The organism is Pandoraea oxalativorans (assembly GCF_000972785.3).
Lineage (GTDB): Bacteria > Pseudomonadota > Gammaproteobacteria > Burkholderiales > Burkholderiaceae > Pandoraea > Pandoraea oxalativorans.
The window spans coordinates 430,591-453,561 of record NZ_CP011253.3 but is presented as its reverse complement, the minus strand read 5'-3'; the positions used below and the strand labels follow the sequence as shown (position 1 = coordinate 453,561).

Below are 22,971 nucleotides of genomic sequence, written 5' to 3'. Positions count from 1 at the left end.
GGCTTGTTCTCTTGTTGTCAGGTTGACGCCATCACCGATTGCATACGATGCAAGTTGACGCTAACGTAAACGGCAATTCTATCTGCAATGGTAAGCACCCGCTTAAACTTGCTAATCCGATCCCCCGCCGATCCGATGCTCACATACACGATCACCGACCTCGCCCGCGAGTTCGACATCACGCCCCGCGCGATCCGCTTTTATGAGGATCAGGGTCTGCTCACGCCCGCCCGTGAAGGCCCCGGCGGACGTCATCGCGTCTACACCGGACAGGACCGCACGCGCCTGAAGCTCACCCTGCGCGGCAAACGTCTCGGGCTCACGCTCTCCGAGATCAAGACGATTCTCGATCTCTACGAGTCGCCCAAGGACACCGTGCCACAGCTCAAGGTGTTTCTCGACACGCTCGCCCAGCATCGTCAGGTGCTGGAGCAACAACTCGAAGACCTCCACGCTACGCTCGACGAAGTCTCCCAGCACGAAGCGCAATGCCTCGCTCTGCTCGAGGCGGCTGGCGAAGCTGCGCCGCCCTCCACTCGCCAGGTCAAGGCGGCGGCTGCGTCGCATTGATCCGCATCTTCTTTTTTTAAACCACACCCCGCTCCATCCGCCCCCAGCCCTGTCTCACCCCCAGGGCCGCGGGCATCGGCACTACCCTGACTCCGTTCCACCTGAAAGTCACTGCGTCAGGGCAGCACCGATACCCGCCCATCTATTTCCCCAACACCCACCGGTTGTCCTCGCTCACGGTCCTTCTTATCGATTCAGGAAAGCCCTTACTTTACGTTTACGTAAACGTTAAGTAGTATCTCCGCATCTGGCTTTTCAGCCGCTTGCGCCCCTGCCGATCATGCACAACGTCCCCTCGTCTCATGCTGTTCATGCCGCGCCCGTCGATCCCGCCGTCGACGCGAAAATCCGCGCCAGCTTCGACAAACAAGGCGTCATGACCCACTGGGGCGCACAACTCACGCATATCGCCGACGGATTTTGCGAGATTTCGCTGCCGTTCTCGGACAAAGTGAATCAGCAGCTCGGCTATTTCCACGGCGGCGTCATCGGCGCCATCGCCGATTCGGCTGGCGGTTACGCAGGCTACACACGCATCTCGCCCGATCAGGAACTGGTCACCGCCGAATACAAACTGAACATTCTCGCGCCCGGCAAGGGCGATACACTGGTCGGACGCGGTCAGGTCGTCAAATCCGGACGCACACTCATCGTCGCCACCGCCGAACTGTTCGCCATCGATAACGGGAAATGGACGCTCTGCGCCCTCATGCAACAAACGCTCTTCGTGCTGGCCGCGAGTCCGTCTCGCTGACGTCCACCCGACGAACGACAGCCACAGCACCACTGCACTACCGCTTACCAAGCACCTTCAAGCACCTTCAAGCACCTTCAAGCACCATCGAACATACGCGCGGGCCAACCGCCACGCGCCACCTCTGGAGACTGTGTCATGACGACGTTGCCCGGCCTCAATTTCATGCTCGGCGAAGACCTGGACATGCTGCGCGAATCGGTCGCGAACTTCGCCTCGAAGGAAATCGCCCCGCGCGCCGCCGAAGTGGATCGCACCGACCAGTTCCCGATGGACCTCTGGCGCAAGATGGGCGACCTCGGCGTGCTCGGCATGACGGTCTCCGAAGAGTACGGCGGCGCGAACATGGGCTATCTCGCCCACATGATCGCGATGGAAGAAATCTCGCGCGCCTCCGCCTCGATCGGTCTGTCGTACGGCGCACACTCGAATCTGTGCGTGAACCAGATTCACCGCAACGGCACGGCCGCGCAAAAGACGAAGTACCTGCCGAAGCTGGTGTCGGGCGAACACGTGGGCGCCCTCGCGATGAGCGAGCCGAACGCTGGCTCGGACGTCGTGAGCATGAAGCTGCGCGCCGAGAAGCGCGGCGACCGCTACGTGCTCAACGGCACGAAGATGTGGATCACGAACGGCCCGGACTGCGACACGTTGGTGGTCTACGGCAAGACGGACATCGAAGCCGGTGCTCGTGGCATGACGGCGTTTATCGTCGAGAAAGGCATGAAAGGCTTCTCGGTCGCACAAAAGCTCGACAAGCTCGGCATGCGCGGCTCGCACACGGGCGAACTGGTGTTCGAGAACGTGGAAGTGCCGGAAGAAAACGTGCTGGGTCAGGTCGGCGGCGGCGTGAAGGTGCTGATGAGCGGTCTGGACTATGAGCGGGCCGTGCTCGCAGGCGGACCCATCGGCATCATGCAGGCCGCCATGGACGTGGTCGTGCCGTACATCCACGACCGCAAGCAGTTCGGTCAGTCCATCGGCGAATTCCAACTGATTCAGGGCAAGGTCGCCGATATGTACACGATCCTTCAGGCAAGCCGCGCGTATCTGTACGCCGTGGGCCGTCAGTTGGAATCGCTGGGCAGCGATCACGTGCGTCAGGTGCGCAAGGATTGCGCCGGGGTGATTCTCTACACGGCCGAAAAGGCGACGTGGATGGCCGGTGAAGCGATCCAGATTCTCGGCGGCAACGGCTATATCAACGAGTATCCGGTCGGCCGTCTGTGGCGCGACGCCAAGCTGTACGAGATCGGCGCAGGCACGTCGGAGATCCGCCGCATGCTGATCGGCCGCGAACTGTTCTCCGAGACGATGTAACCCCAAGGAAAGCCCACGAAACTGACGGACATTCAGACGCAGGCAGCGGCGCTACAATCCTCACACGCACCGCCCTGCGCCTGTCCCGACCGGTATGAATCACTTCCCGAAACTCCTGTCGTCGCAGTTTGCTTTCGACGTCGCCCGCACGATGCTGGACGGCTTCGACAAGCATTACCGCATCTTCCGCGAGGTGTGTGTCGCGGCGCAGGCATGTTTCGAAGCCGGTGATTTCATGGGCATCCAGAAGCTCCAGCGCGACCGCATCGCCTATTACGACGAACGCGTGCGCGAGTGCATCGTCACGCTGGCAGACGAGTTCGACGCACAGTCGCTCGACGACGATGTCTGGCAGCAAGTGAAGCTGCATTACATCGGCTTGCTCACGGAGCATCGTCAGCCGGAACTGGCCGAGACGTTTTTCAACTCCGTGTGCTGCAAGATCCTGCACCGCTCGTACTTCAATAACCGCTTCATCTTCGTGCGCCCCGCCGTAGCGACGGAGTACATCGAGAACGATGCGCCCGCCGCGAAGCCGACGTACCGCGTCTACTATCCCGCGCAGGACGGCATGGCCGCCACGCTCGCGCGCATCGTCACGAATTTCCAGCTTAAACGCCCGTTCGCCGATCTGTCGCGCGACGTGGGCTATGTGATGCGCGCGATCGAAGAGGCGTTCGGCGCATTCGACGCTGCGCCGAATTTCCAGATTCACGTGCTGGCGTCGCTGTTCTTTCGCAACAAAGCGGCCTACATCGTGGGACGCATCGTGAATGGCGACACCACGACGCCGTTCGCCGTCCCGATCATGCACGACGGCCACGGCAAACTGACGCTCGACGCCGCCCTGCTGCGCGGCGAGCAACTGCGCGTGATGTTCAGCTTCTCCCACGCGTATTTCATGGTCGACATGGAGGTGCCGTCGGCCTACGTGCAGTTTTTGCGCACGATCATGCCGGGCAAGCCGAAGGCCGAGATCTATACGTCGGTCGGCTTGCAGAAGCACGGCAAGAATCTGTTCTATCGCGATTTTCTGCATCACCTGAAGCATTCGAGCGACAAGTTCGTGAGCGCACCGGGCATTCCCGGACTGGTGATGCTGGTGTTTACGCTGCCCTCGTATCCGTACGTTTTCAAGCTGATTCGCGAGCGCTTCGCGCCGCCCAAGGAGACGACGCGCGAGCAGGTAAAAGCGAAGTATCTGATGGTCAAGCAGCACGATCGCGTGGGCCGGATGGCCGACACGCTGGAATTCTCCAGCGTCGCCTTCCCGCTCTCGCGCTTCGACGACGCCCTGCTCGCCCAGCTCCGCGCCGAAGTGCCCTCGCTGCTCGAATTCGACGGCGACGCGCTGGTGATCCGCCACTGCTACATCGAGCGCCGCATGACGCCGCTCAATCTGTGGCTGCAATCCGCTTCTGACGCGCAGGTGGACCACGCCATGCGCGAATACGGCAATGCGATCAAGGAGCTCATGGCGGCGAACGTGTTTCCGGGCGACATGCTGTACAAGAATTTCGGTGTGACGCGTCACGGCCGGGTGGTCTTCTACGATTACGACGAACTGGAATATCTGACGGATTGCCACATCCGTCGAGTGCCGGAACCGCGTAACGAAGAAGAGGCGATGTCGGGGGAAGTCTGGTACCGTGTAGGCCCGCACGACGTGTTTCCGCAGACGTTCGAGACGTTTCTGACGGGAGATCCACGCGTGCGACGCTATCTGAGCCAGCATCATCCGGATTTCTTCGACCCCGACCTGTGGCAAGGCTTTCAGGATCGAGTGCGAGCCGGACAGATGCACGACTTCTATCCGTACGATGTCTCGCTGCGTTTCGTCAATCGCTACGGTGCCGCGCGCGGCACCACGGATTCGAGTGCTTCGGACGCTCCGCCTCGCGCGGCAGCCGCCTGAGCGCCGGACTTCCTGGCCATCGACGCTCCCCAGCTCACGACATGCCCGCCGGATGACACGATCATGACCGAAGACAAAGACCAACCTCTCATCCATCTGCTCGATAACAACCGCGCCTGGGTCGCCAGCGTGAACGCGGAAGATCCCGCGTTTTTCGAGCGGCTGTCCAAGATACAGAACCCGGAATACCTCTGGATCGGATGCTCGGATTCGCGCGTGCCCGCGAACCAGATCACCGGACTGGCGCCGGGCGAAGTGTTCGTCCACCGCAATATTGCGAACGTGGTGGTGCACAGCGACCTGAACTGCCTGTCGGTTTTGCAGTTCGCCGTCGAAGTGCTGAAAGTGCGTCACATCATGGTCGTCGGCCACTACGGCTGCGGCGGTGTGGGCGCAGCGCTCGACGGCGCGAAGATGGGCCTCGTCGATAACTGGCTGCGCCACGTGCGCGACGTCTACGAGCGCCACGTCGACCAGATCGACGCGCTGCCCTCGCGCGACGCCCGCCACGATCGCCTGTGCGAGTTGAACGCCATCGAACAGGTCGTGAATATTTGTCACACCACCGTCCTGCGCGACGCCTGGGCCCGCAACCAGCCGGTCACGGTGCACGGCTGGGTGTACGGCCTGCGCGACGGTCTGGTGCGCGACCTGCGCATGTCGGTGAATAGCCTCGAATCCCTGCCGCGTATCTATGATCGCTGCGTGGAAGCGATGGCCGAATTACGTCATCCACGCGCCTGATCGCTCAGGCCACTCAGGCGACTCTGGCGCGCAAGCGGGCGCGTGGACGACGGAAGATTGAAGCATTGGATATTCGGGGCTGACGCACCGGTCCGCAAGGACGCAGCGTCAGCCGCGCAACCCCTTTTATGGAGATTGCCATGCAACAAGACCCGATCGTCATCGTTTCCGCTGCCCGCACGCCGATGGGCGGCCTGCAAGGGGTATTCGGCGATGTCGCCGCGCCCCAACTCGGTGCCGCCGCCATTCGTGCGGCCGTCGAACGCGCTGGCCTGAAGCCGGAGCAGGTCGACGAAGTCGTCATGGGCTGCGTGCTGCCCGCCGGTCAAGGGCAAGCGCCTGCGCGTCAGGCCTCGCTCGGCGCCGGACTGCCGCTCGCGGCTGGGGCTACCACCGTCAACAAGATGTGCGGCTCCGGCATGCGTGCCGCGATGTTCGCCCACGACATGCTCACCGCCGGGAGTGCCGACGTCATCGTCGCCGGGGGCATGGAAAGCATGAGCAACGCCCCTTACCTCCTGCCCAAGGCGCGCGCCGGCATGCGCATGGGCCACGGTCAGGTCATCGACCACATGTTCTTCGACGGTCTGGAAGACGCTTACGACAAAGGTCGCCTGATGGGCACCTTCGCCGAAGAATGCGCCGACCGTTACGCCTTCACCCGCGAGGCGCAGGACGCCTTTGCTATCGCCTCCCTCGAACGCGCGCAGAACGCCACGAAAGACGGCTCTTTCGCGTGGGAAATCACCGCCGTGACGGTGCCCGGGCGCAAGGGCGACACCGTCGTCGAGCAGGACGAGCAGCCGTTCAAGGCCAATCCCGAAAAGATTCCGACGCTCAAGGCTGCCTTCCGCAAGGACGGCACGGTCACGGCCGCCAACTCGTCGTCGATCTCCGACGGCGCTGCCGCGCTCGTGCTCATGCGCGAATCGACGGCCAAACGCCTCGGCCTCACACCGCTCGCCCGCATCGCCGGTCACAGCACCTTCGCGCAACAACCGGGCCTGTTCACGACCGCCCCGGTCGGCGCGATGCGCAAGCTGTTCGAGAAGACCGGGTGGTCGACGGCCGACGTCGATCTGTTCGAGATCAACGAAGCGTTCGCCGTCGTCGCGATGGCCGCGATGCACGAATTCGATCTGCCGCACGACAAGGTCAACATTCACGGCGGCGCATGTGCGCTCGGCCACCCGATCGGCGCGTCCGGCGCACGCATTCTCGTCACGCTGATCGGCGCACTGCGCAAGACCGGCGGCAAGCGCGGCGTAGCGAGCCTGTGTATCGGCGGCGGCGAAGCGACGGCCATGGCCATCGAACTCATCTGATCAACGTACGCGTCTGAAATCGCACCGGCGTCCAGCGCCGGTTTACCGCTTCTACGGGGACACATCGACGTCATGAAAACAGCGCTCATCATCGGTGCCTCGCGCGGCATCGGCATGGAATTCGTACGGCAGTATCGCGAAGACGGCTGGCGCGTGTTCGCCACCGCATGCAATGAAGACGGTCTGGCCGCCCTGCGCGCACTGGACGCCGAAGCCCTGAAGCTCGACGTCACGCGCGTGGAGTCGCTGTCCGGCCTGTCGTGGCAACTCGACGGCGTGGAACTCGACGTGGCGGTCTACAACGCCGGCGTGAACTCCGAACGCACGACCGGTCTCGCGCCGATCACGAAGGACGAGTTCGATCGCGTGTTCCACACCAACGTACTCGGGGCGATGCAGGTCGCGCCGCTCGTGCTGCCTTTCGTGGAAGCGGCGGGCGGCAGCTTCGGTTTCCTGTCGAGCCGCATGGGCAGCGTCGAATTGATGGAGTCGAACGGCAGTTGGTTGTATCGCGCGAGTAAAGCCGCCGTGAATTCGGTCGTCAAGGCGGTGTCGCTCGAAGCGCAGCGCGCCACATGCGTCGCGATGCACCCGGGCTGGGTGCGCACCGACATGGGCGGAGAGAACGCCGACATCGACGTAGAGACGAGCGTGTCCGGCATGCGTGGCGTGCTGGGCCGCGCCCCGGGCGAGCGCGCCACGCACAACGGCGGCTTTTACAACTACGACGGCACGCCGTTCCCCTGGTAAATCACGCAGTACCGTAGCACCTGCCATACCGGTAGCACCCATAAGACGCTGTTGCCACACCGCCGTATCTTTTGATTCGCGGGCCAGAAACGTCACTCGGAAACGGAGCCAACATGACGTCCGCCATCGACTTTTATTTCGACTTCGCATCCCCGTATGGGTATTTTGCGAGCACCTGCATCGACGACATCGCTTCGCGTAATGGGCGTGGCGTCGCGTGGCATCCGATCCTGCTCGACATCGTCTACAAGGTGAACGGCACGGGCGCACCGGTGCAGCATCCGATCAAGACGGAGTATCTGAAGAACGACGTAGCGCGTACCGCGCGCTTTCACGGCATCGACTACAGGCGGCCGACGCATTTCCCGATCCCCACGCAAGCTGCCGAGCGCGCCGTGTTGTGGGTGCAGGACCATCGCGGCGGCGACTTGTCGGCAGAGTTCGCGAAGTCGATCTTCCGTGCGCTCTACGTCGACGATGTGAACATCGGCGACCCGGCGGAACTGGTGCGGCTCGGCGAAGCCCTCGGCATCGACGGCGCCGCCCTCGACGTCGGCATGCACTCGCCCGCCGCCAAGGACCATCTCAAAGCCGAGATCGATCTGGCGATGGCGCGCGGCGTGTTCGGCTCGCCGTTCGTGATCGTGGACGGCGAACCGTTCTGGGGCTTCGACCGCTTCGCGCAGGTCGAAGGCTACCTGAAGCACGGCAAGATCTGACACTGAACGACCCAAGGGCAAGACACACGATGGCACGACCCCAATCGCCGCAAGACAAGGACCGTGAAGGCTGCCCGTGCGGCGGCCTCGCGTTCGAGGATTGCTGCGCGCGTTACCTCGAACGCGGCGAAATTCCGCCCACGGCGGAAGCGCTGATGCGCTCGCGCTACACGGCGTTCGTGCGCCAGAACGCGCCGTATCTGCTCGACACGTGGGCGGCACGCACGCGTCCCGCGACACTCGATTTCGGCGACGCTCCGCAGTGGCTGGGCCTTCAGGTCAAAGCGCATCTGCAACGTGACGAGCGCCACGCCGAAGTCGAATTCGTCGCCCGTTACAAGGTCGGCGGACGCGCCCACCGGCTGCACGAACGCAGTCGCTTCGAGCGCACCGACGACGGCCGCTGGCGCTACATCGACGGCGACCTGTTCGACTGATCTCGAGACGACGTTCATCACATCGCTCGGCACGTCGCTCAGCAAAAGCACTCAACCAAAACTCACACTCCACCGGATTTCGTCACATGCCGATTCTCGAAAGCAAACTCAATCCCCGCGGCGAAGACTTTGCACGCAACGCGTCCGCCATGCAGACCGTGGTCGACGAACTGCGCGCCCGTATCGCGCAACTGGCCGGTGGCGGCGGTGAGGCGGCACGCAAGAAGCACACCGGTCGTGGCAAGCTGCTGCCGCGCGATCGCGTGCAGCAACTGCTCGATCCGGGTTCGCCGTTTCTCGAACTCTCGCAACTCGCCGCAACCGGCATGTATCACGACGACGCACCGGGCGCGGGCATCATCACGGGCATCGGCCGCGTGTCGGGTCAGGAATGCGTGATCGTCTGTAACGACGCGACAGTCAAGGGCGGCACGTACTACCCGATGACGGTCAAGAAGCACCTGCGCGCGCAGGAGATCGCAGAGCAGAACCATCTGCCGTGTATCTATCTGGTCGACTCGGGCGGCGCGAACCTGCCGAATCAGGACGACGTCTTCCCCGATCGCGACCACTTCGGCCGCATCTTCTACAACCAGGCGCAGATGTCGGCGCAGGGCATTCCGCAGATCGCCGTGGTGATGGGCTCGTGCACCGCCGGCGGCGCGTATGTCCCCGCCATGAGCGACGAATCGATCATCGTCAAGGAACAGGGCACGATTTTCCTCGGTGGCCCGCCGCTGGTGAAGGCCGCCACGGGCGAAGAAGTGAGCGCCGAAGATCTCGGCGGTGCGGATGTCCACACGCGCCTGTCGGGTGTGGCCGACCACTTCGCGCAGAACGACGCGCACGCGTTGTCCATCGCGCGCAGCATCGCCGCGAACCTCAATCGTCGCAAGCCGGTGACCGTCGCCACGAAGACCCCGGTCGAACCGAAGTACGACGCGCGCGAACTGTACGGCGTGATCCCCGCCGACACGAAGAAGCCGTTCGACGTGCGCGAAGTGATCGCGCGTCTGGTCGACGGCTCCGAGTTCGACGAATTCAAGGCGCGCTATGGCACCACGCTGGTGTGCGGCTTCGCGCATCTGTGGGGCTACCCGGTCGGCATCGTGGCGAACAACGGCATCCTGTTCTCGGAGTCCGCGCAAAAGGGCGCGCACTTCATCGAGTTGTGCTGCCAGCGCAAAATCCCGCTGATCTTCTTGCAGAACATCACGGGCTTCATGGTCGGGCGCAAGTACGAGAACGAAGGCATCGCCAAGCACGGCGCGAAGATGGTGACGGCCGTCGCCACCGCGAACGTGCCGAAGTTCACCGTCATCATCGGCGGCTCGTTCGGCGCGGGTAACTATGGCATGTGCGGTCGCGCCTACTCGCCGCGTTTCCTGTGGATGTGGCCGAACGCGCGCATCTCCGTGATGGGCGGCGAGCAGGCCGCGTCGGTGCTGGCCACGGTCAAGCGCGATGGCATCGAAGGCAAGGGTGGCCAGTGGAGCGCGGAGGAAGAAGACGCCTTCAAGCAGCCGATCCGCGAACAGTACGAACGTCAGGGACATCCGTTCTACGCGAGCGCACGCCTGTGGGACGACGGCGTGATCGACCCGGCCGACACGCGCACCGTACTCGGTCTCGGTCTGTCGGCCGCGCTCAATGCGCCGATTCCGGAAACACGCTTCGGCCTTTTCCGCATGTAATCGCCACATCGGCCCACCGAGGAATTCCGTCATGCAACTCGCTACGCTCAAGCTCAGTGTCGACGCCCACGTCGCCACCGTCACGCTCAACCGTCCGGACGTGCGCAACGCGTTCAACGAAACCGTCATCGAAGAACTGACCGGCACGTTTCGCGCGCTGGCGACGAACGACGACGTGCGCGCCATCGTGCTCGCCGCCGAAGGCGTCGCGTTCTGCGCAGGCGCCGATCTGAACTGGATGAAGAAGATGGCCGGTTACTCGGACACCGAGAACCGCGCCGACGCCATGACGCTCGCCGTCATGCTCAACACGATCTACCGCTGCCCGAAGCCGGTGATCGCGCGCGTGCAGGGCGACACGTACGCCGGCGGCGTCGGCCTCGCCGCCGTGGCGGACATCGTGGTTGCCGTCGACACGGCGCACTTCTGCCTGTCCGAAGCGAAGCTCGGTCTCATTCCCGCCACCATCGGCCCGTATGTGATGCGCGCGCTGGGCGAGCAGGCGTCGCGTCGCTACTTCGTGACGGCGGAACGCTTCACAGCCACCACGGCGCAGCGTCTCGGACTGGTGCATGAACTCGTGAGCGCCGATGCGCTCGACAGCACCGTCGGCGCGCTGGCGAAGGCGCTCGTCGACAACAGCCCGAACGCGGTGAAGGAGTGCAAGCGCCTTGTGCAGGACTTCGCCGGGCGCGCCATCGACGAGGCGGCCATCGCCGACACGGCCGAGCGCATCGCGAAGATCCGGGCCTGCGACGAAGGTCGCGAAGGCGTGCGTTCGTTCCTGGAGAAGCGTTCGCCGTCGTGGCGCGACGCGTCCTGAGCGAACGCGCGAAATTCGTCCATGTCGACGGTTACAAAATTTTTTTGGGAGGGGTGACGGCGGAGATGCCGGAGCGTTATCGGCGGGTTTTACGATATTGTCGATAACGTCTCTTTACGGCTCACAAAACAGCGATTTTTCGCACCAAATCCGCCTATTGCCCTGCCAAATCGCTTTGCCTACCATGCGCCCATCCCCCACCTCCGGCCACGTGCAGCAGCGCAGCGCGCCATGCCCCGCACCGGCCAGCCAGACGGACGACGAGCGTCGGGCATCTCGCCCGGCTTATCGCCCGTCACGGCCCTCCAAGGAGTCAAAGATGGACGCCTCTGCGCGCCCCCCCAACGGTCCCGGCGATCTCGCCGCGCGCAGTCTGCGACAGGTCTGGCACCCCTGCACGCAGATGAAGCAACAGGCAAAGCTGCCCCTCGTCGCGCTGTCTCACGGCGAAGGGCCCTGGCTCGTCGACACTGGCGGCGAACGCTACCTCGATGCGATCAGTTCGTGGTGGGTCAATCTGTTCGGCCACGCGAACCCGCGCATCAACGCGGCGCTGATCGATCAGTTGGGCCGCCTCGAACACGCGATGCTCGCCGGTTTCACGCATGAGCCCGTCGTGTCCTTGTCCGAGCGTTTGTCGGCATTGACCGGCGGCGTACTCGGTCATGCGTTCTTCGCGTCCGACGGTGCGTCGGCCGTCGAGATCGCCCTGAAGATGAGCTTTCACGCGTGGCGCAATCGGGGCCACAGCGACAAGCGCGAATTCGTCTGCGTGCGCAACGGCTATCACGGCGAAACGCTCGGTGCGCTGGCCGTCACCGACGTCGCCCTGTTCCGTGACGCCTACGATCCGCTGCTGCGGCACGCGCACGTCGTAGCGTCGCCGGATGCGCGTCAGGCGCGCGATGGCGAGACGGGCGTGGATGTCGCCCGCCGCGCCGCCGACGAACTCGACACGCTGCTCACCGAGCGCGAAGGACGCATCGCCGCCGTCATCGTCGAGCCGCTGGTGCAGTGCGCGGCAGGCATGGCGATGCACGATCCCGAATACCTGCGCCTCGTGCGTGCGCTGTGCGACAAGCACGGCGCACACATGATTGCAGACGAAATCGCCGTCGGGTGCGGCCGCACCGGCACGTTCTTCGCGAGCGAGCAGGCCGGTATCTGGCCCGATCTGCTGACGCTCTCCAAGGGCATCAGCGGTGGCTATCTGCCACTCTCGCTCGTGCTCTCGCGCGACGCGATCTACGACGCTTTCTACGACGACGACACCGCGCGCGGCTTCCTGCACTCGCACTCGTACACCGGCAATCCGCTGGCGTGTCGTGCTGCGCTGGCCGCGCTCGACATCTTTGCGGACGACGACGTCCTTGCCGGAAATGCCGTGTGCGCAGCGCGTCTCACGCAAGCCCTCGCGCCGCTGGCCGACGATCCGCGTGCGGAGCATTTTCGTCATCGCGGCATGATCTGGGCCTTCGATGCCGTGTTGCCGGACGCCCCCGGCGCGGCGCGTGCCTTCGCGAAGCGCTTCTACACCGAAGCCCGCACGCGTGGCGTGCTGCTGCGTCCGATCGGCTCGACGGTGTACCTGATGCCGCCTTACGTACTCGACGACGGCACCCTCGACTGGATGGCCACGCAAACGCTCGCCGCCTTCGATGCATCGATGCAACGGGAGGTGACGGCATGACGACCCATCCCCTGCTCGAGCGCCTCGACGCCGGGCTCGCCGAGATCGACCGTCAGCATCTGCGTCGCCGTCATCGCGTGGTGAGCACCCCGTGCCAGCCACATCTGAGCGCCGACGGCCGCGACGTCCTCGCCTTCGCGAGCAACGACTATCTCGGGCTGGCCGCACACCCGAAGGTCGTCGAAGCGCTCATCGAAGGCGCGCAACGTTACGGCGCGGGCAGTGGCGCCTCGCACCTCATCAGCGGCCATTCGCAGGCACACGCGGAACTCGAAGACGCGCTCGCCGCGTTCATGTCGCCGCATCTGGTCGATGGTCGCGCGCTGTATTTCTGCACCGGCTACATGGCCAACCTGGCGACGATCTCCACGCTCGCCAACAAAGACTCGGAGATCTTCTCCGAAGCGCTCAATCACGCTTCGCTGATCGACGGCGCGCGGCTCTCGCGTGCGAAGACCCACGTCTACCCGCACGGCGACGTCGACGCCCTCGCCGCTCTGCTCCACGCCAGCACCGCCCAGACTAAGCTGATCGTCACCGACGGCGTCTTCTCGATGGACGGCGATATCGCGCCGCTGCCGCAGTTGCTCGCCCTCGCCGAGCGTCATAACGCGTGGCTCATCGTGGACGATGCGCACGGCTTCGGTGTGGTCGGCGAGAACGGACGCGGCGTGTTCGAACACTTCGACATGCGCTCGCCGAACCTCGTGATCATCGGCACGCTGGGCAAGGCGGCCGGTGTCGGTGGCGCGTTCGTCGCGGCTCATCGAAGCGTGATCGAGTGGCTGATCAATCGCGCCCGTCCGTACATCTTCACGACGGCCGCTGCGCCCTCGCAGGCGCATGCATTGCTCGCGAGTCTCGCGATTATCGCGGGCGACGAGGGCCGCGAGCGTCGCGCGACGTTGCAGGCGCGCATTGCGCAACTGCGCGATTCGCTCACGTTGAAGCACTGGCATCACATGGTCTCGCCGACGGGCGTGCAGCCGATCATCCTCGGCGAGAACGCGGCCGCGCTGCATGCGCAAGCCGGGCTGGCCGAGGCCGGATTATGGGTGCCCGCGATTCGTCCGCCGACGGTCGCACCGGGCACGTCGCGCCTGCGCCTCACACTCAGCGCCGCGCATACCGCCGAGGACGTCGCACGCCTGACCCGCGCCATCAATCAACTCGATAACGACTGGACGGAGCACGCGCATGGCTGAACGCAACCTCATCACCGCCGCCAATGCGCCGACCGAGCGTGCGACGACCGCGCGTCACGCGTTCTTCGTCACGGGCACCGATACCGAGATCGGCAAGACGCTCGTCTCGTCGGCGTTGCTGCATGCCGCAGCGCGTCGCGGGCTGGTGTGCGCCGGGCTGAAGTCGGTGGCCGCTGGCGCGTCGGAACACAACGGGCGCTTCGTCAATGAAGACGTGGAGCAATTGCACGACGCGAGCAATCTCAAGCTGCCCGACGACTGGTACTGCCCGTACGTGCTCAAGGACGCGACGGCGCCGCACATCGCCGCCGCTGCCGAGGGCATCGACCTCGATTGCAGCGTGATCCGGGCAGGCTATGCGCGAGTCGCCGCGCGCGCGGACCTCGTGATCGTGGAAGGCATCGGCGGCTTTCGCGTGCCGCTCGGTCCCGACGCCAGCGCGCCCGACACCGCCGATCTGGCGCGTCAGCTCGGCCTGCCGGTGATCCTCGTCGTGGGGCTGCGTCTGGGCTGCATCAGCCATGCGCTGCTGACGGCCGAGGCGATCGCGGCGCGCGGTCTCACGATTGCCGGATGGGTCGCCAATCACATCGATCCGGACATGCGTCACGTGGAGGCGAACATCGACGCGATTGCCGCGCGACTGGGCGCACCGTTACTGGGGCGCGTGCCGCATCTGGCGCACCCCGACGCGGCGACCGCGTCCGGCTACCTCGACATCGCGCCACTGGTCGACACCGCACTCCATCGCACTGCACGCACTGCACGCACTGCGCAGGCGCCGTCCGGCCCGCGTCAGCATACCGCCGCCTGAGCGCGATCCATGCACCGACATCGCGCCAACACCGAATCTACCGAATCCAAGGAATCTCACTATGCAAGTTCACGCCCACACCGCCGCACACGGCCACGACGAAGCCCTGCGCCGTAACGACACGCCCTGGACCGTTGCCGACATCGAAGCGCTGTTCGCCCTGCCGTTCAACGACCTGATCTTTCGCGCGCAGCAAGTGCATCGCGAGCATTTCGACGCCAACGCCGTCCAGCTCTCGACGCTGCTCTCGATCAAGACCGGCGGCTGCCCGGAAGACTGCTCGTACTGCCCGCAGTCGGCCCGCTACGACACCGGCGTGGAAGCCGAGAAGCTGATGCCCGTCGAGGAAGTCGTCGCCGCGGCGCAACGCGCCAAGGAAGCCGGTGCCACGCGCTTCTGTATGGGTGCCGCATGGCGCAGCCCGAAGCCGCATCAGGTCGACGCCGTGGGCGAGATGGTGCGCAGTGTGAAGGCGCTGGGTCTGGAGACGTGCGTGACGCTCGGTATGCTGCGCGACGGTCAGGCACAGCAACTGCGCGACGCCGGTCTCGACTACTACAACCACAACCTCGATACGTCGCCGGAGTTCTACGGTCAGATCATCACGACGCGCACGTATCAGGACCGTCTCGACACGCTCGCCCGTGTGCGCGACGCCGGTCTCAAGGTGTGCTGCGGCGGCATCGTCGGTCTGGGCGAGACGCGCCGTGAGCGCGCCGGTCTGATCGCGCAGCTCGCGAACATGTCGCCGTATCCGGAGTCGGTGCCCATCAACAACCTGATGAAGGTCGAGGGCACGCCGCTGGGAAACAACGAGAGTGTGGATCCGTTCGACTTCGTGCGCATGATCGCCGTGGCGCGCATCACGATGCCGCGCGCGATGGTGCGTCTGTCGGCCGGTCGCGAAATGATGGACGACGCGCTGCAATCGCTGTGTTTCCTCGCCGGGGCCAACTCGATGTTCTACGGCGAGAAGCTGCTCGTCACGCAGAACCCGCAGGCCGAAGCCGACCGCGCGCTGCTCGCACGCCTGGGCATGCGCACGTCGACCGAAGAGAAGCTCGGCGCGCAAAACGCTGGCGACGCGCTCGAGTGCGACGCATCGAAGCCCTGCGCGGCCCACTAAGCGAAGCCACGCGGTCGCCGCGCAGGCGAGGATGATGTTTAAGGATGAATGCGGCCACACGATCAGATCGCACGAGACGATCCGGTGTGGCCGCAGAGCGCAATAGTAAAGAGAATGGCGTCAGTGCGCCGACGCTCCGTCACAAGCGGGGATGTCAGGGCCTAACCATCGACGCCGCCCAAATCGATCATTTTCCGGAGGCAACATGTTCGACAAAATCCTCATCGCCAACCGCGGCGAAATCGCCTGCCGAGTGGCGGCCACGGCCGCACGGCTGGGCATCCGCACGGTCGCCGTCTACTCCGACGCCGATGCACAGGCCAAGCATGTGGCCGTGTGCGACGAAGCGGTACACGTCGGCGGTGCGGCCGCTCGCGAGAGCTACCTGCGCATCGACGCCATCATCGCCGCCGCCAAGGCCACGGGCGCGCAGGCGATCCATCCGGGCTACGGCTTCCTGTCCGAGAACGAAGCGTTCGCCGCCGCTTGCCATGAGGCCGGGATCGTCTTCATCGGCCCGCCGGTCGGCGCCATCCACGCGATGGGCAGCAAGAGCGCCGCCAAGACCCTGATGGAAGGCGCCGCCGTGCCGCTCGTGCCGGGCTATCACGGCGACAATCAGGACGCCGCCTTCCTCCACGCGCGCGCCGACGAGATCGGCTATCCGGTGCTGCTCAAGGCCAGCGCCGGTGGTGGCGGTAAAGGCATGCGCGTGGTCGAGCGCAGCGAAGACTTCCGCGCCGCGCTCGCCTCGTGCCAGCGCGAAGCCGCAAGCAGCTTCGGCGACGAACGCGTGCTCGTAGAGAAGTATCTGACGCGTCCGCGTCACATCGAAATCCAGGTGTTTGCCGACACGCACGGCAACTGCGTCTATCTGTTCGAGCGCGACTGCTCGGTGCAGCGTCGCCACCAGAAGGTGCTGGAAGAAGCGCCCGCGCCGGGCATGACCGAAGCGCGTCGCCGTGCGATGGGCGAAGCGGCGTGCAATGCCGCGCGCGCCGTAGGTTACGTCGGGGCGGGCACCGTCGAGTTCATCGCCAATCAGGACGGCTCGTTCTACTTCATGGAGATGAATACGCGTCTTCAGGTGGAGCACCCCGTCACCGAAATGATCACCGGCCTCGACCTGGTCGAATGGCAACTGCGCGTGGCCGCTGGCGAAGTATTGCCGCGCAAGCAGGACGAACTGCACATTCACGGACATGCGCTCGAAGCACGCATCTACGCCGAGAATCCGGACAACAACTTTCTGCCGTCGACGGGCACGCTCTCGACGCTGCGTCCGCCCGCAGCGGTGCAGTTCGAGATCGGCGGCACGACGTCACCGGCGGGCGTGCGGATCGACTCGGGCGTGCGCGAGGGCGACACCATCTCCCCGTTCTACGACCCGATGATCGCCAAGCTGATCGTGTGGGGGCAGGACCGCGACGAGGCGCTCGCGCGCATGCGTCGTGCGCTGGGCCAGTACCGTGTGGTCGGCGTGCAGACGAACATCGCGTTCCTCGGACGCCTCGTGGCGAGCGAACCGTTCGCCGGGGCCGATCTCGATACGGGTCTCATCGAACGCCACCGCGACACGCTGTTCCCGGCCGCAGCGCCGGTGCCTGCCACCACGCTCGCACTGGCCGTCGCCGCACAACTCGCGCGCGAGACGGTCGTCGGCTTGCGTAAGTATCAGGACAGCATCGACCGCCATTCGCCGTGGCAACTGGCCACGGGCTGGCGGCTGAACGGCGACTATCAGCGCACGCTCTCGTTCGATCATGGCGAGACGCGACTTGACGTCGTACTGACGAGCGGCGCGCAGGCCAGCACGCTGAGCATCGACGGACAAACGTTCCCGTACCGCTATGCCCACGACGCGGGCGTGTACCGCGTGACGCTCGGCGAGCGCCGCGTGCAGGGCCACGTCGACTTCGAGCACGAGACGGCTCACGTCTTCGCCGACGGTCAGTCGTGGACGCTGCGCTGGCACGATCCGCTCGCACAGGCAGGCGCGCAGGAAGGCGGCGAAGGCCGTCTGACCGCACCGATGCCGGGCAAGGTCATCGCGGTACTCGCGGTGCCTGGCACGAAGGTCGAGAAAGGCGCGCCGCTGCTCGTGATGGAAGCGATGAAGATGGAACACACCATCAGCGCACCGGCCGACGGCGAGATCGAAGAAGTGCTGTACGCCGTGGGCGATCAGGTGCCGGAAGGCGCGCAGTTGCTGGCGTTCAAGCGGTGAATCTTGTTGCGACGTAAGTCCTGTGTCGCGCACGAAGGCCCGGCCTGATGCCCACGTCATGCCAACATCATGCCGAATCGTGCGCGCACGCGCTGAGGATCGTCTGACGCCGGAACTGCTCCGGCGTCAGTCCCGACTGGCGCGTGAACATCTCGATAAACGCCGACGGTGTGGCGTAGCCCAGATCGAACGCGATCGACTTCACCGTCCGCCCCGCCTCCAACGCCTCGATGGCCCGCAGAAAGCGCATGCGCTGCCGCCATTGCCCCAGCGTCATCCCCAACTCCGTCAGACAGTGACGCGCCAACGTGCGCTCCGTCATCGACATCGTTTTCGCCCATGCAGCGAGTGTGCGATTGTCGGCAGGCTAGCTCTGTAGCGCATCCAGCACACGCACCAGCGACGGCGATCTCGCCTGCGGCAAGAAGCGAGGCTCTGCCGGGGCCAGCGCGATCTGATCGATGAGCACCTGCGCAAGCCGTCGGTCGGCGTCGGTTTGCGGGCATGCGACGCCACGTTCCGCGAAGTCCAGCAGGATCGCGCGTAGCAAGCCGCTGATGCGCAACGTCGCCGCCTTCGCCGGGAGGGCGCTGGCGAGCGATGCGTCGATGTACACGGATCGGTAGATCACGGCGTGTGCGTTGAAGCTCGCGTGCGTCGCCTTCGGCGGCACCCACACGGCGTATTGCGGCGGCGAGAGAAAGCGCGTGCCGTCGATCTCGATCTGCATGACGCCGTTCGCCACGTAACTGAATGTGCCCCAGTCGTGACGATGCGGCACCCAGGCGGTCTGCGCGTCGAACTCGTCGTAGCGGAAGTAGACCGGATACGGCAGCGTCTTGAAGGTCGGCCAGTTGTAGCGAACGGTCATGGTAAGGGCACAAACGTAGAGGGGCAGCCTGCCGGTGCGGGTCGATGGCGTTCATCTTACCGTTAGCCGGTCTCCTCTGCGAAAACTCGCTTCCGGTGTCATGCTGCTGGCTGACGCGCGTCTCACCGGCGGGTGCCCGATGGACTCGACCGACCCGGTGGCCGTTGGCACCCCGCGCTGCAACGCATTCCTTTGCATCAGGAGAACATATGAATATCGGATTTCTCGGACTCGGCACGATGGGCGCCCCGATGGCGCGCAATCTGCTCAAGGCAGGCTATTCGCTGCGCGTGTGGAACCGTTCGCGCGGCCCCGTGGACGCCCTCGCGGCCGAGGGTGCCGCGCCGACGGCAAGCCCCGCGCAGGCTGCACTGGGTGTCGACGTGCTGATCGCCATGCTGGCCGACGACGACACCTCGCGCACGGTGCTGTGCGACGGCGGCGCGCTTCACGCCCTCACGCGCGGCGCCATCGTGGTGAACATGGCCACCGTCTCGCTCGACTTTGCCCGCGAGATGCAGGCACAGTGCGAGACGCTGGGCCTGCGCTATGTGGCTGCACCGGTGTTGGGACGCGTGAACGTGGCCGAAGCCGGAAAACTCAACGTGCTGGTGGCGGGCGAGGCGTCCGTCATCGATACGGTCCAGCCGCTGTTCGACGTGCTCGGCCAGCGCACGTGGCGGTTCGGCGACACGCCCGAACAGGCGAACGTCGTGAAGCTCGCGTCGAACTTCATGATCGCCAGCGCCATCGAGTCGATGAGCGAGGCGGCCGCGCTCGCACAAGGCCACGGGGTTGCAGGCAGCGACTTCCTCGAGATGGTCACGTCGACGATTTTCAACACCCCCGCCTATACCGGATACGGCGGGGCGATTTCGAAGCAAGTGTTCGAACCGGCGGGCTTCAAGCTCGCGCTCGGCGCGAAGGACGTGCGCCTGGCGTTGCTCGCCGGTGAAGCAGCGAACGTTCCCATGCCGTTCGCGAGCGTGCTGCGCGACAGCCACCTCGACAGCCTCGCTCACGATGAGGGACAACTCGACTGGGCCGCGCTGTCGCGTGTCGCCTTGCGCCGCGCGGGCTTGCCACGGGGTCAGGGCGAGGGCAACGACGAATCCTGACGCTAGCTACGCTTCCAGCGGGGAGCTTCGCCAGCACGCTTATCGCGGTGTTTGCACAAGGTTCCTAAGGAGGGTTCCTAGAAATTCTGGCAGCGGCCTCGGACGGCGGTCGCTGCCATGCGGATCTCCGGGTTTCGGAATTTTCATAAGGATTCCGAATAGGTGTTCGCCAATATTCTCGATGTCGATTTCAACCATGCGCGCCAACGCGCTCGACATCATGAACCAACGTCCACACCTGAACACCGGCCTGCGCACCCTCGCGCTCGCCGCGACGCTCGCGTTGCTCGCACTGCCGTCCGGCGTCAGCGCACAAAGCAACGTCACGCTCTACGGCACGATCGACTCCGGTATCGTGCACGCCAATCACACCGCAGTCGCCAGCGGCCCCGAGTCGTTTACCGGCATCACGAGCAACATCATCGGTGGCAGCCGCTGGGGCCTGCGTGGCACGGAACCGCTGGGGAACGGCCTCTCGGCGCTGTTCCAGATCGAAAGCGGTTTCAATGCCGTCAACGGATCGATGGGCAACGGCGGTCTCGCGTTCGGGCGCAAGGCCATCGTCGGTCTGCGCAGCAGCGAATGGGGCGAAGTGACGATCGGCCGTCAATACGATCCGGTCGTCAATCTCGTGCAGGGTCTGACGGCAGACGGCTACTTCGGCGGCTTCTTCGCCACGCCGGGAGACGTCGACAACTACGACAACGGCGCACGCATCAACAACTCGATCCGTTACGCCACGCCGAATTTCGGCGGTCTGCAATTCGAAGGGATGTATGCGACCGGCAACGTCGCAGGGAAGACAGGCGCGGGCCGCTCATACGGCCTCGCGGGGGCCTACAGCAATGGTCCGGTGGCCTTCGCGGCCGGTTACTTCTTTGCGGATGGCGGCAGCAATCGCGGGAACCCGCTCGCCAACGGTGACTGGCCATATCGCGAATGGACGAGCAGCGCGGGTTCGCTGTTCAATTCGCCGATCAATGCCGGTTTCCGCACGGCAAGCAAGGTGAGCATTGCACGGGTGGGCGGTAAGTACGCGATCGGTCCGGCGATTCTCGGCGTGACGTTCTCGAACGCGCAGTATGCGAGCGACGCCATGTCGCTGTTCACCGGCACGGCGAAGTTCGACAGCGTGAATGCTTTCGCCACCTATGCGCTTACGCCAGCCATCAACACCGGTATCGGCTACAGCTACACGCGCATGCGCGCCGACGGCAGTCTCGGGGCGCATTACAACCAGTTCAATGCGGGCGTCACCTATGCATTGTCCAAGCGCACGTCGACTTATGTGATTGGCGGCTATCAGCAAGCGGTCGGCAAGACGCTGAGTCAGGGACAGGACGTGGAAGCGACGGCCTCGGTCGGCTCCTATGGCATCGACGCCGGTGCTCGCACCCAGTTGCTGCTGGGTATGGGACTGAAGCACAGCTTCTGATCGTCCGGCTAAAGCCCATCGGCCCAAACCCTTGAAGGCATGCGGGTTTGGGCCAATTTCCCTCTGAATTCGATGGCTCTCACATTCAAACGATCGTTTGGAATTTCGAATAAATGCGTCTAAAAAAATACATTATTTGCGATTTTAAGGGTTTACCCTATTCGGGAATCTATTTAGAATTCACTCCATTGAAGTCACATGCAGTTGCGACCGGCGCTCACCACGCTTTTTGATTTCCGTTCGAATTCGATGCGTACCGGTTCATCCCGGATCGTCTCGGCGCTGCACTCAACGGGGAGAAGTGTTGTGGTTTTCGTCAGTTGGTTGGTTGTCGCAGCATTGGCCATTTCGGTGTCGGCCGCGCGAGTGAAGCAGTTGCACCGCCGTGCCATGCGCAATGCCTCGGCAGCGTACATGGACCGCGTGTTGCGCTATCGCCGTAGCCACCGCGTCACGCCGTGCCCTCGCATTCAGTTTAAGGACGCCGCGTAATTCAGCGTCGTCTTGTAGCAAGCAGTAGCAGTAGCAGTAGCAGTAGCAGTAGCAGTAGCAGTAGCAGTAGCAGTAGCAGTAGCAGTAGCAGTAGCAGTAGCAGTAGCAGTAGCAGTAGCAGTAGCAGTAGCAGTAGCAGTTCGGAAGTCTTGTAGTTCTCGTAGTTCCGCTTTATCCGCAGTAGCAGTTCAGCAAGTCGCAGTATCGGTAGTTTGACGTCTGCATCGCTGTACACGCATCAACCGCAGTCCTGTAGTTCAGAAGGTCTCGCATCACCGCAGTACCCTGCAGTATCCAAGCAATACCCGCAGTTGCAATTCGTAGTCCCGCAGTACTCATGCTGTATTCCGGCGCTTGTGCAATGGCCGGATGGAGAGTCATCCCTCCCTGTAGTAACGAGGCATCGCTCTCACGCGTTAGTGCCGTACCGCCGCCGCGCAACACTCAGGCGGCGGATTACGCGCCCAGAGTTAAAGTCAAATCTGGTGTACGGGGCGTGAGCAAGATTAGGCGGCCAGGGGCTGCTGAGCCGGTGTGCTGTCGGTCACCGGCTCTCCATCCTTGAACGTCATCCCGTCAAGCATCGTCGCGATCTTTTCGGGGGCGCGGATGCGCCGCCACGAGTCTTCGGCCGACTCGATCAGCTTGAATGCCAGGCCGAGGAACGTCGCGCGCGAGACGCAGTTACGCGTGCGCTTGGTGCGGTGACGCACCGTCGCGAAGGTCGATTCAATCGGATTCGTCGTGCGCAGATGCTGCCAGTGTTCGGCCGGGAAATCGTAAAATGCCAGCAGCTCGTCGCGATCTTGCGTCAGCTTTTCGACCACCTTCGGATACTTTGCCGAGTGGGTATCAACGAAGTGATTGAAGGCAACCAGCGCTTCGGCACGCGTGGCGGCCATCCAAATGTCCTGCATCGCCTTTTTGGCGCGGGCCTGCTGG

21 protein-coding genes and 2 pseudogenes are annotated in these 22,971 nt (G+C 64.2%); 19 read left to right on the top strand and 4 right to left on the bottom strand.

Going from position 1 to position 22,971, the window contains the following annotated elements; translation table 11 throughout:
* The first annotated feature begins 135 nt into the window (after positions 1–135).
* The 16 genes and pseudogenes from MB84_RS02060 to MB84_RS01985 all read left to right on the top strand — a co-directional run bounded on the left by MB84_RS02060 (position 136) and on the right by MB84_RS01985 (position 18,113).
* Positions 136–570 (top strand): MerR family transcriptional regulator, encoded by a 435-nt coding sequence (locus tag MB84_RS02060; RefSeq protein ID WP_046290567.1) that lies wholly within the window; start codon positions 136–138, stop codon positions 568–570.
* A 376-nt stretch (positions 571–946) separates the two neighbouring features.
* A complete protein-coding gene (locus MB84_RS02055; RefSeq protein WP_245725465.1) occupies positions 947–1,324 on the top strand; it encodes a PaaI family thioesterase in 378 nt (125 codons plus the stop codon).
* 138 nt (positions 1,325–1,462) lie between these two features.
* A complete protein-coding gene (locus MB84_RS02050; RefSeq protein WP_046290565.1) occupies positions 1,463–2,644 on the top strand; it encodes an isovaleryl-CoA dehydrogenase in 1,182 nt (393 codons plus the stop codon).
* A 94-nt stretch (positions 2,645–2,738) separates the two neighbouring features.
* Complete coding sequence (aceK, locus tag MB84_RS02045) at positions 2,739–4,559, top strand: bifunctional isocitrate dehydrogenase kinase/phosphatase (RefSeq protein ID WP_046290564.1); 1,821 nt, start codon at positions 2,739–2,741, stop codon at positions 4,557–4,559.
* Between the two features lie 63 nt (positions 4,560–4,622).
* Entirely contained in the window at positions 4,623–5,303 is a 681-nt protein-coding gene (gene can, locus MB84_RS02040) for a carbonate dehydratase (RefSeq protein ID WP_046290563.1), read from the top strand.
* Positions 5,304–5,443: 140 nt separating this feature from the next.
* Entirely contained in the window at positions 5,444–6,628 is a 1,185-nt protein-coding gene (locus MB84_RS02035; protein WP_245725464.1) for an acetyl-CoA C-acetyltransferase, read from the top strand.
* Positions 6,629–6,700: 72 nt separating this feature from the next.
* Positions 6,701–7,378, top strand: coding sequence for an SDR family oxidoreductase (locus MB84_RS02030; protein WP_046290561.1), 678 nt, complete (start codon positions 6,701–6,703; stop codon positions 7,376–7,378).
* 113 nt (positions 7,379–7,491) lie between these two features.
* Positions 7,492–8,097 carry a 2-hydroxychromene-2-carboxylate isomerase gene (locus MB84_RS02025; RefSeq protein ID WP_046290560.1) on the top strand — a complete coding sequence of 202 codons (606 nt, stop codon included), beginning with the start codon at positions 7,492–7,494 and terminating at the stop codon, positions 8,095–8,097.
* A gap of 29 nt (positions 8,098–8,126) precedes the next feature.
* Entirely contained in the window at positions 8,127–8,534 is a 408-nt protein-coding gene (locus MB84_RS02020) for a YchJ family protein (RefSeq protein WP_046290559.1), read from the top strand.
* Between the two features lie 86 nt (positions 8,535–8,620).
* Positions 8,621–10,228 carry a carboxyl transferase domain-containing protein gene (locus tag MB84_RS02015; protein WP_046290558.1) on the top strand — a complete coding sequence of 536 codons (1,608 nt, stop codon included), beginning with the start codon at positions 8,621–8,623 and terminating at the stop codon, positions 10,226–10,228.
* Between the two features lie 31 nt (positions 10,229–10,259).
* Positions 10,260–11,051, top strand: coding sequence for an enoyl-CoA hydratase/isomerase family protein (locus tag MB84_RS02010; protein WP_046290557.1), 792 nt, complete (start codon positions 10,260–10,262; stop codon positions 11,049–11,051).
* Between the two features lie 319 nt (positions 11,052–11,370).
* Complete coding sequence (gene bioA / locus MB84_RS02005; RefSeq protein ID WP_046290556.1) at positions 11,371–12,741, top strand: adenosylmethionine--8-amino-7-oxononanoate transaminase; 1,371 nt, start codon at positions 11,371–11,373, stop codon at positions 12,739–12,741.
* Entirely contained in the window at positions 12,738–13,946 is a 1,209-nt protein-coding gene (gene bioF, locus MB84_RS02000; protein WP_046290555.1) for an 8-amino-7-oxononanoate synthase, read from the top strand. The genes bioA and bioF overlap by 4 nt, the downstream gene beginning before the upstream one ends.
* Positions 13,939–14,760 carry a dethiobiotin synthase gene (gene bioD, locus MB84_RS01995; RefSeq protein ID WP_065225742.1) on the top strand — a complete coding sequence of 274 codons (822 nt, stop codon included), beginning with the start codon at positions 13,939–13,941 and terminating at the stop codon, positions 14,758–14,760. The genes bioF and bioD overlap by 8 nt, the downstream gene beginning before the upstream one ends.
* A 136-nt stretch (positions 14,761–14,896) precedes the next feature.
* Positions 14,897–15,886, top strand: a pseudogene (bioB, locus tag MB84_RS01990) (biotin synthase BioB); the annotation flags it as partial.
* A gap of 205 nt (positions 15,887–16,091) precedes the next feature.
* A complete protein-coding gene (locus MB84_RS01985) occupies positions 16,092–18,113 on the top strand; it encodes an acetyl/propionyl/methylcrotonyl-CoA carboxylase subunit alpha (RefSeq protein WP_046290554.1) in 2,022 nt (673 codons plus the stop codon).
* 67 nt (positions 18,114–18,180) lie between these two features.
* Here MB84_RS01985 and MB84_RS30845 read toward each other — a convergent pair whose 3' ends face one another.
* Both MB84_RS30845 and MB84_RS30840 read right to left on the bottom strand, forming a co-directional pair.
* A complete protein-coding gene (locus tag MB84_RS30845) occupies positions 18,181–18,435 on the bottom strand; it encodes a helix-turn-helix domain-containing protein (RefSeq protein ID WP_245725463.1) in 255 nt (84 codons plus the stop codon).
* Positions 18,436–18,480: 45 nt separating this feature from the next.
* Positions 18,481–18,984, bottom strand: coding sequence for an AraC family ligand binding domain-containing protein (locus tag MB84_RS30840; protein WP_245725462.1), 504 nt, complete (start codon positions 18,982–18,984; stop codon positions 18,481–18,483).
* A 44-nt stretch (positions 18,985–19,028) separates the two neighbouring features.
* Here MB84_RS30840 and MB84_RS01975 point away from each other — a divergent pair, with 44 nt between their 5' ends.
* The 3 genes from MB84_RS01975 to MB84_RS01965 all read left to right on the top strand — a co-directional run bounded on the left by MB84_RS01975 (position 19,029) and on the right by MB84_RS01965 (position 22,029).
* Positions 19,029–20,102, top strand: coding sequence for an NAD(P)-dependent oxidoreductase (locus MB84_RS01975; protein WP_157122613.1), 1,074 nt, complete (start codon positions 19,029–19,031; stop codon positions 20,100–20,102).
* A gap of 220 nt (positions 20,103–20,322) precedes the next feature.
* A complete protein-coding gene (locus MB84_RS01970; protein ID WP_046293311.1) occupies positions 20,323–21,537 on the top strand; it encodes a porin in 1,215 nt (404 codons plus the stop codon).
* Between the two features lie 198 nt (positions 21,538–21,735).
* Positions 21,736–22,029, top strand: a complete 294-nt coding sequence (locus tag MB84_RS01965) for a hypothetical protein (RefSeq protein WP_046290552.1) — start codon at positions 21,736–21,738, stop codon at positions 22,027–22,029.
* Position 22,030: 1 nt separating this feature from the next.
* On the opposite strand, the gene MB84_RS01960 is transcribed toward MB84_RS01965, so the two are convergent.
* Together MB84_RS01960 and MB84_RS01955 are read right to left on the bottom strand one after the other, a co-directional pair.
* Entirely contained in the window at positions 22,031–22,264 is a 234-nt protein-coding gene (locus tag MB84_RS01960) for a hypothetical protein (RefSeq protein WP_052652863.1), read from the bottom strand.
* Positions 22,265–22,535: 271 nt separating this feature from the next.
* Positions 22,536–22,967, bottom strand: a pseudogene (locus MB84_RS01955) (transposase); the annotation flags it as partial.
* Between the last annotated feature and the right edge of the window lie 4 nt (positions 22,968–22,971).

What these genes read in the sequence shown, in the direction of transcription:
- MB84_RS02060 (WP_046290567.1), top strand. Translation starts at nt 136, where the DNA reads ATGCTCACATACACGATCACCGACCTCGCCCGCGAGTTCGACATCACG.
- MB84_RS01970 (WP_046293311.1), top strand. Translation starts at nt 20,323, where the DNA reads ATGAACCAACGTCCACACCTGAACACCGGCCTGCGCACCCTCGCGCTC.
- MB84_RS02050 (WP_046290565.1), top strand. Translation starts at nt 1,463, where the DNA reads ATGACGACGTTGCCCGGCCTCAATTTCATGCTCGGCGAAGACCTGGAC.
- MB84_RS30845 (WP_245725463.1), bottom strand. Translation starts at nt 18,435, where the DNA reads ATGACGGAGCGCACGTTGGCGCGTCACTGTCTGACGGAGTTGGGGATG.
- MB84_RS02035 (WP_245725464.1), top strand. Translation starts at nt 5,444, where the DNA reads ATGCAACAAGACCCGATCGTCATCGTTTCCGCTGCCCGCACGCCGATG.
- bioA (WP_046290556.1), top strand. Translation starts at nt 11,371, where the DNA reads ATGGACGCCTCTGCGCGCCCCCCCAACGGTCCCGGCGATCTCGCCGCG.
- MB84_RS30840 (WP_245725462.1), bottom strand. Translation starts at nt 18,984, where the DNA reads ATGACCGTTCGCTACAACTGGCCGACCTTCAAGACGCTGCCGTATCCG.
- MB84_RS02030 (WP_046290561.1), top strand. Translation starts at nt 6,701, where the DNA reads ATGAAAACAGCGCTCATCATCGGTGCCTCGCGCGGCATCGGCATGGAA.
- MB84_RS02025 (WP_046290560.1), top strand. Translation starts at nt 7,492, where the DNA reads ATGACGTCCGCCATCGACTTTTATTTCGACTTCGCATCCCCGTATGGG.
- MB84_RS02055 (WP_245725465.1), top strand. Translation starts at nt 947, where the DNA reads ATGACCCACTGGGGCGCACAACTCACGCATATCGCCGACGGATTTTGC.
- MB84_RS01975 (WP_157122613.1), top strand. Translation starts at nt 19,029, where the DNA reads ATGGCGTTCATCTTACCGTTAGCCGGTCTCCTCTGCGAAAACTCGCTT.
- can (WP_046290563.1), top strand. Translation starts at nt 4,623, where the DNA reads ATGACCGAAGACAAAGACCAACCTCTCATCCATCTGCTCGATAACAAC.
- bioF (WP_046290555.1), top strand. Translation starts at nt 12,738, where the DNA reads ATGACGACCCATCCCCTGCTCGAGCGCCTCGACGCCGGGCTCGCCGAG.
- MB84_RS01965 (WP_046290552.1), top strand. Translation starts at nt 21,736, where the DNA reads ATGCAGTTGCGACCGGCGCTCACCACGCTTTTTGATTTCCGTTCGAAT.
- MB84_RS02020 (WP_046290559.1), top strand. Translation starts at nt 8,127, where the DNA reads ATGGCACGACCCCAATCGCCGCAAGACAAGGACCGTGAAGGCTGCCCG.
- aceK (WP_046290564.1), top strand. Translation starts at nt 2,739, where the DNA reads ATGAATCACTTCCCGAAACTCCTGTCGTCGCAGTTTGCTTTCGACGTC.
- bioD (WP_065225742.1), top strand. Translation starts at nt 13,939, where the DNA reads ATGGCTGAACGCAACCTCATCACCGCCGCCAATGCGCCGACCGAGCGT.
- MB84_RS02015 (WP_046290558.1), top strand. Translation starts at nt 8,621, where the DNA reads ATGCCGATTCTCGAAAGCAAACTCAATCCCCGCGGCGAAGACTTTGCA.
- MB84_RS02010 (WP_046290557.1), top strand. Translation starts at nt 10,260, where the DNA reads ATGCAACTCGCTACGCTCAAGCTCAGTGTCGACGCCCACGTCGCCACC.
- MB84_RS01985 (WP_046290554.1), top strand. Translation starts at nt 16,092, where the DNA reads ATGTTCGACAAAATCCTCATCGCCAACCGCGGCGAAATCGCCTGCCGA.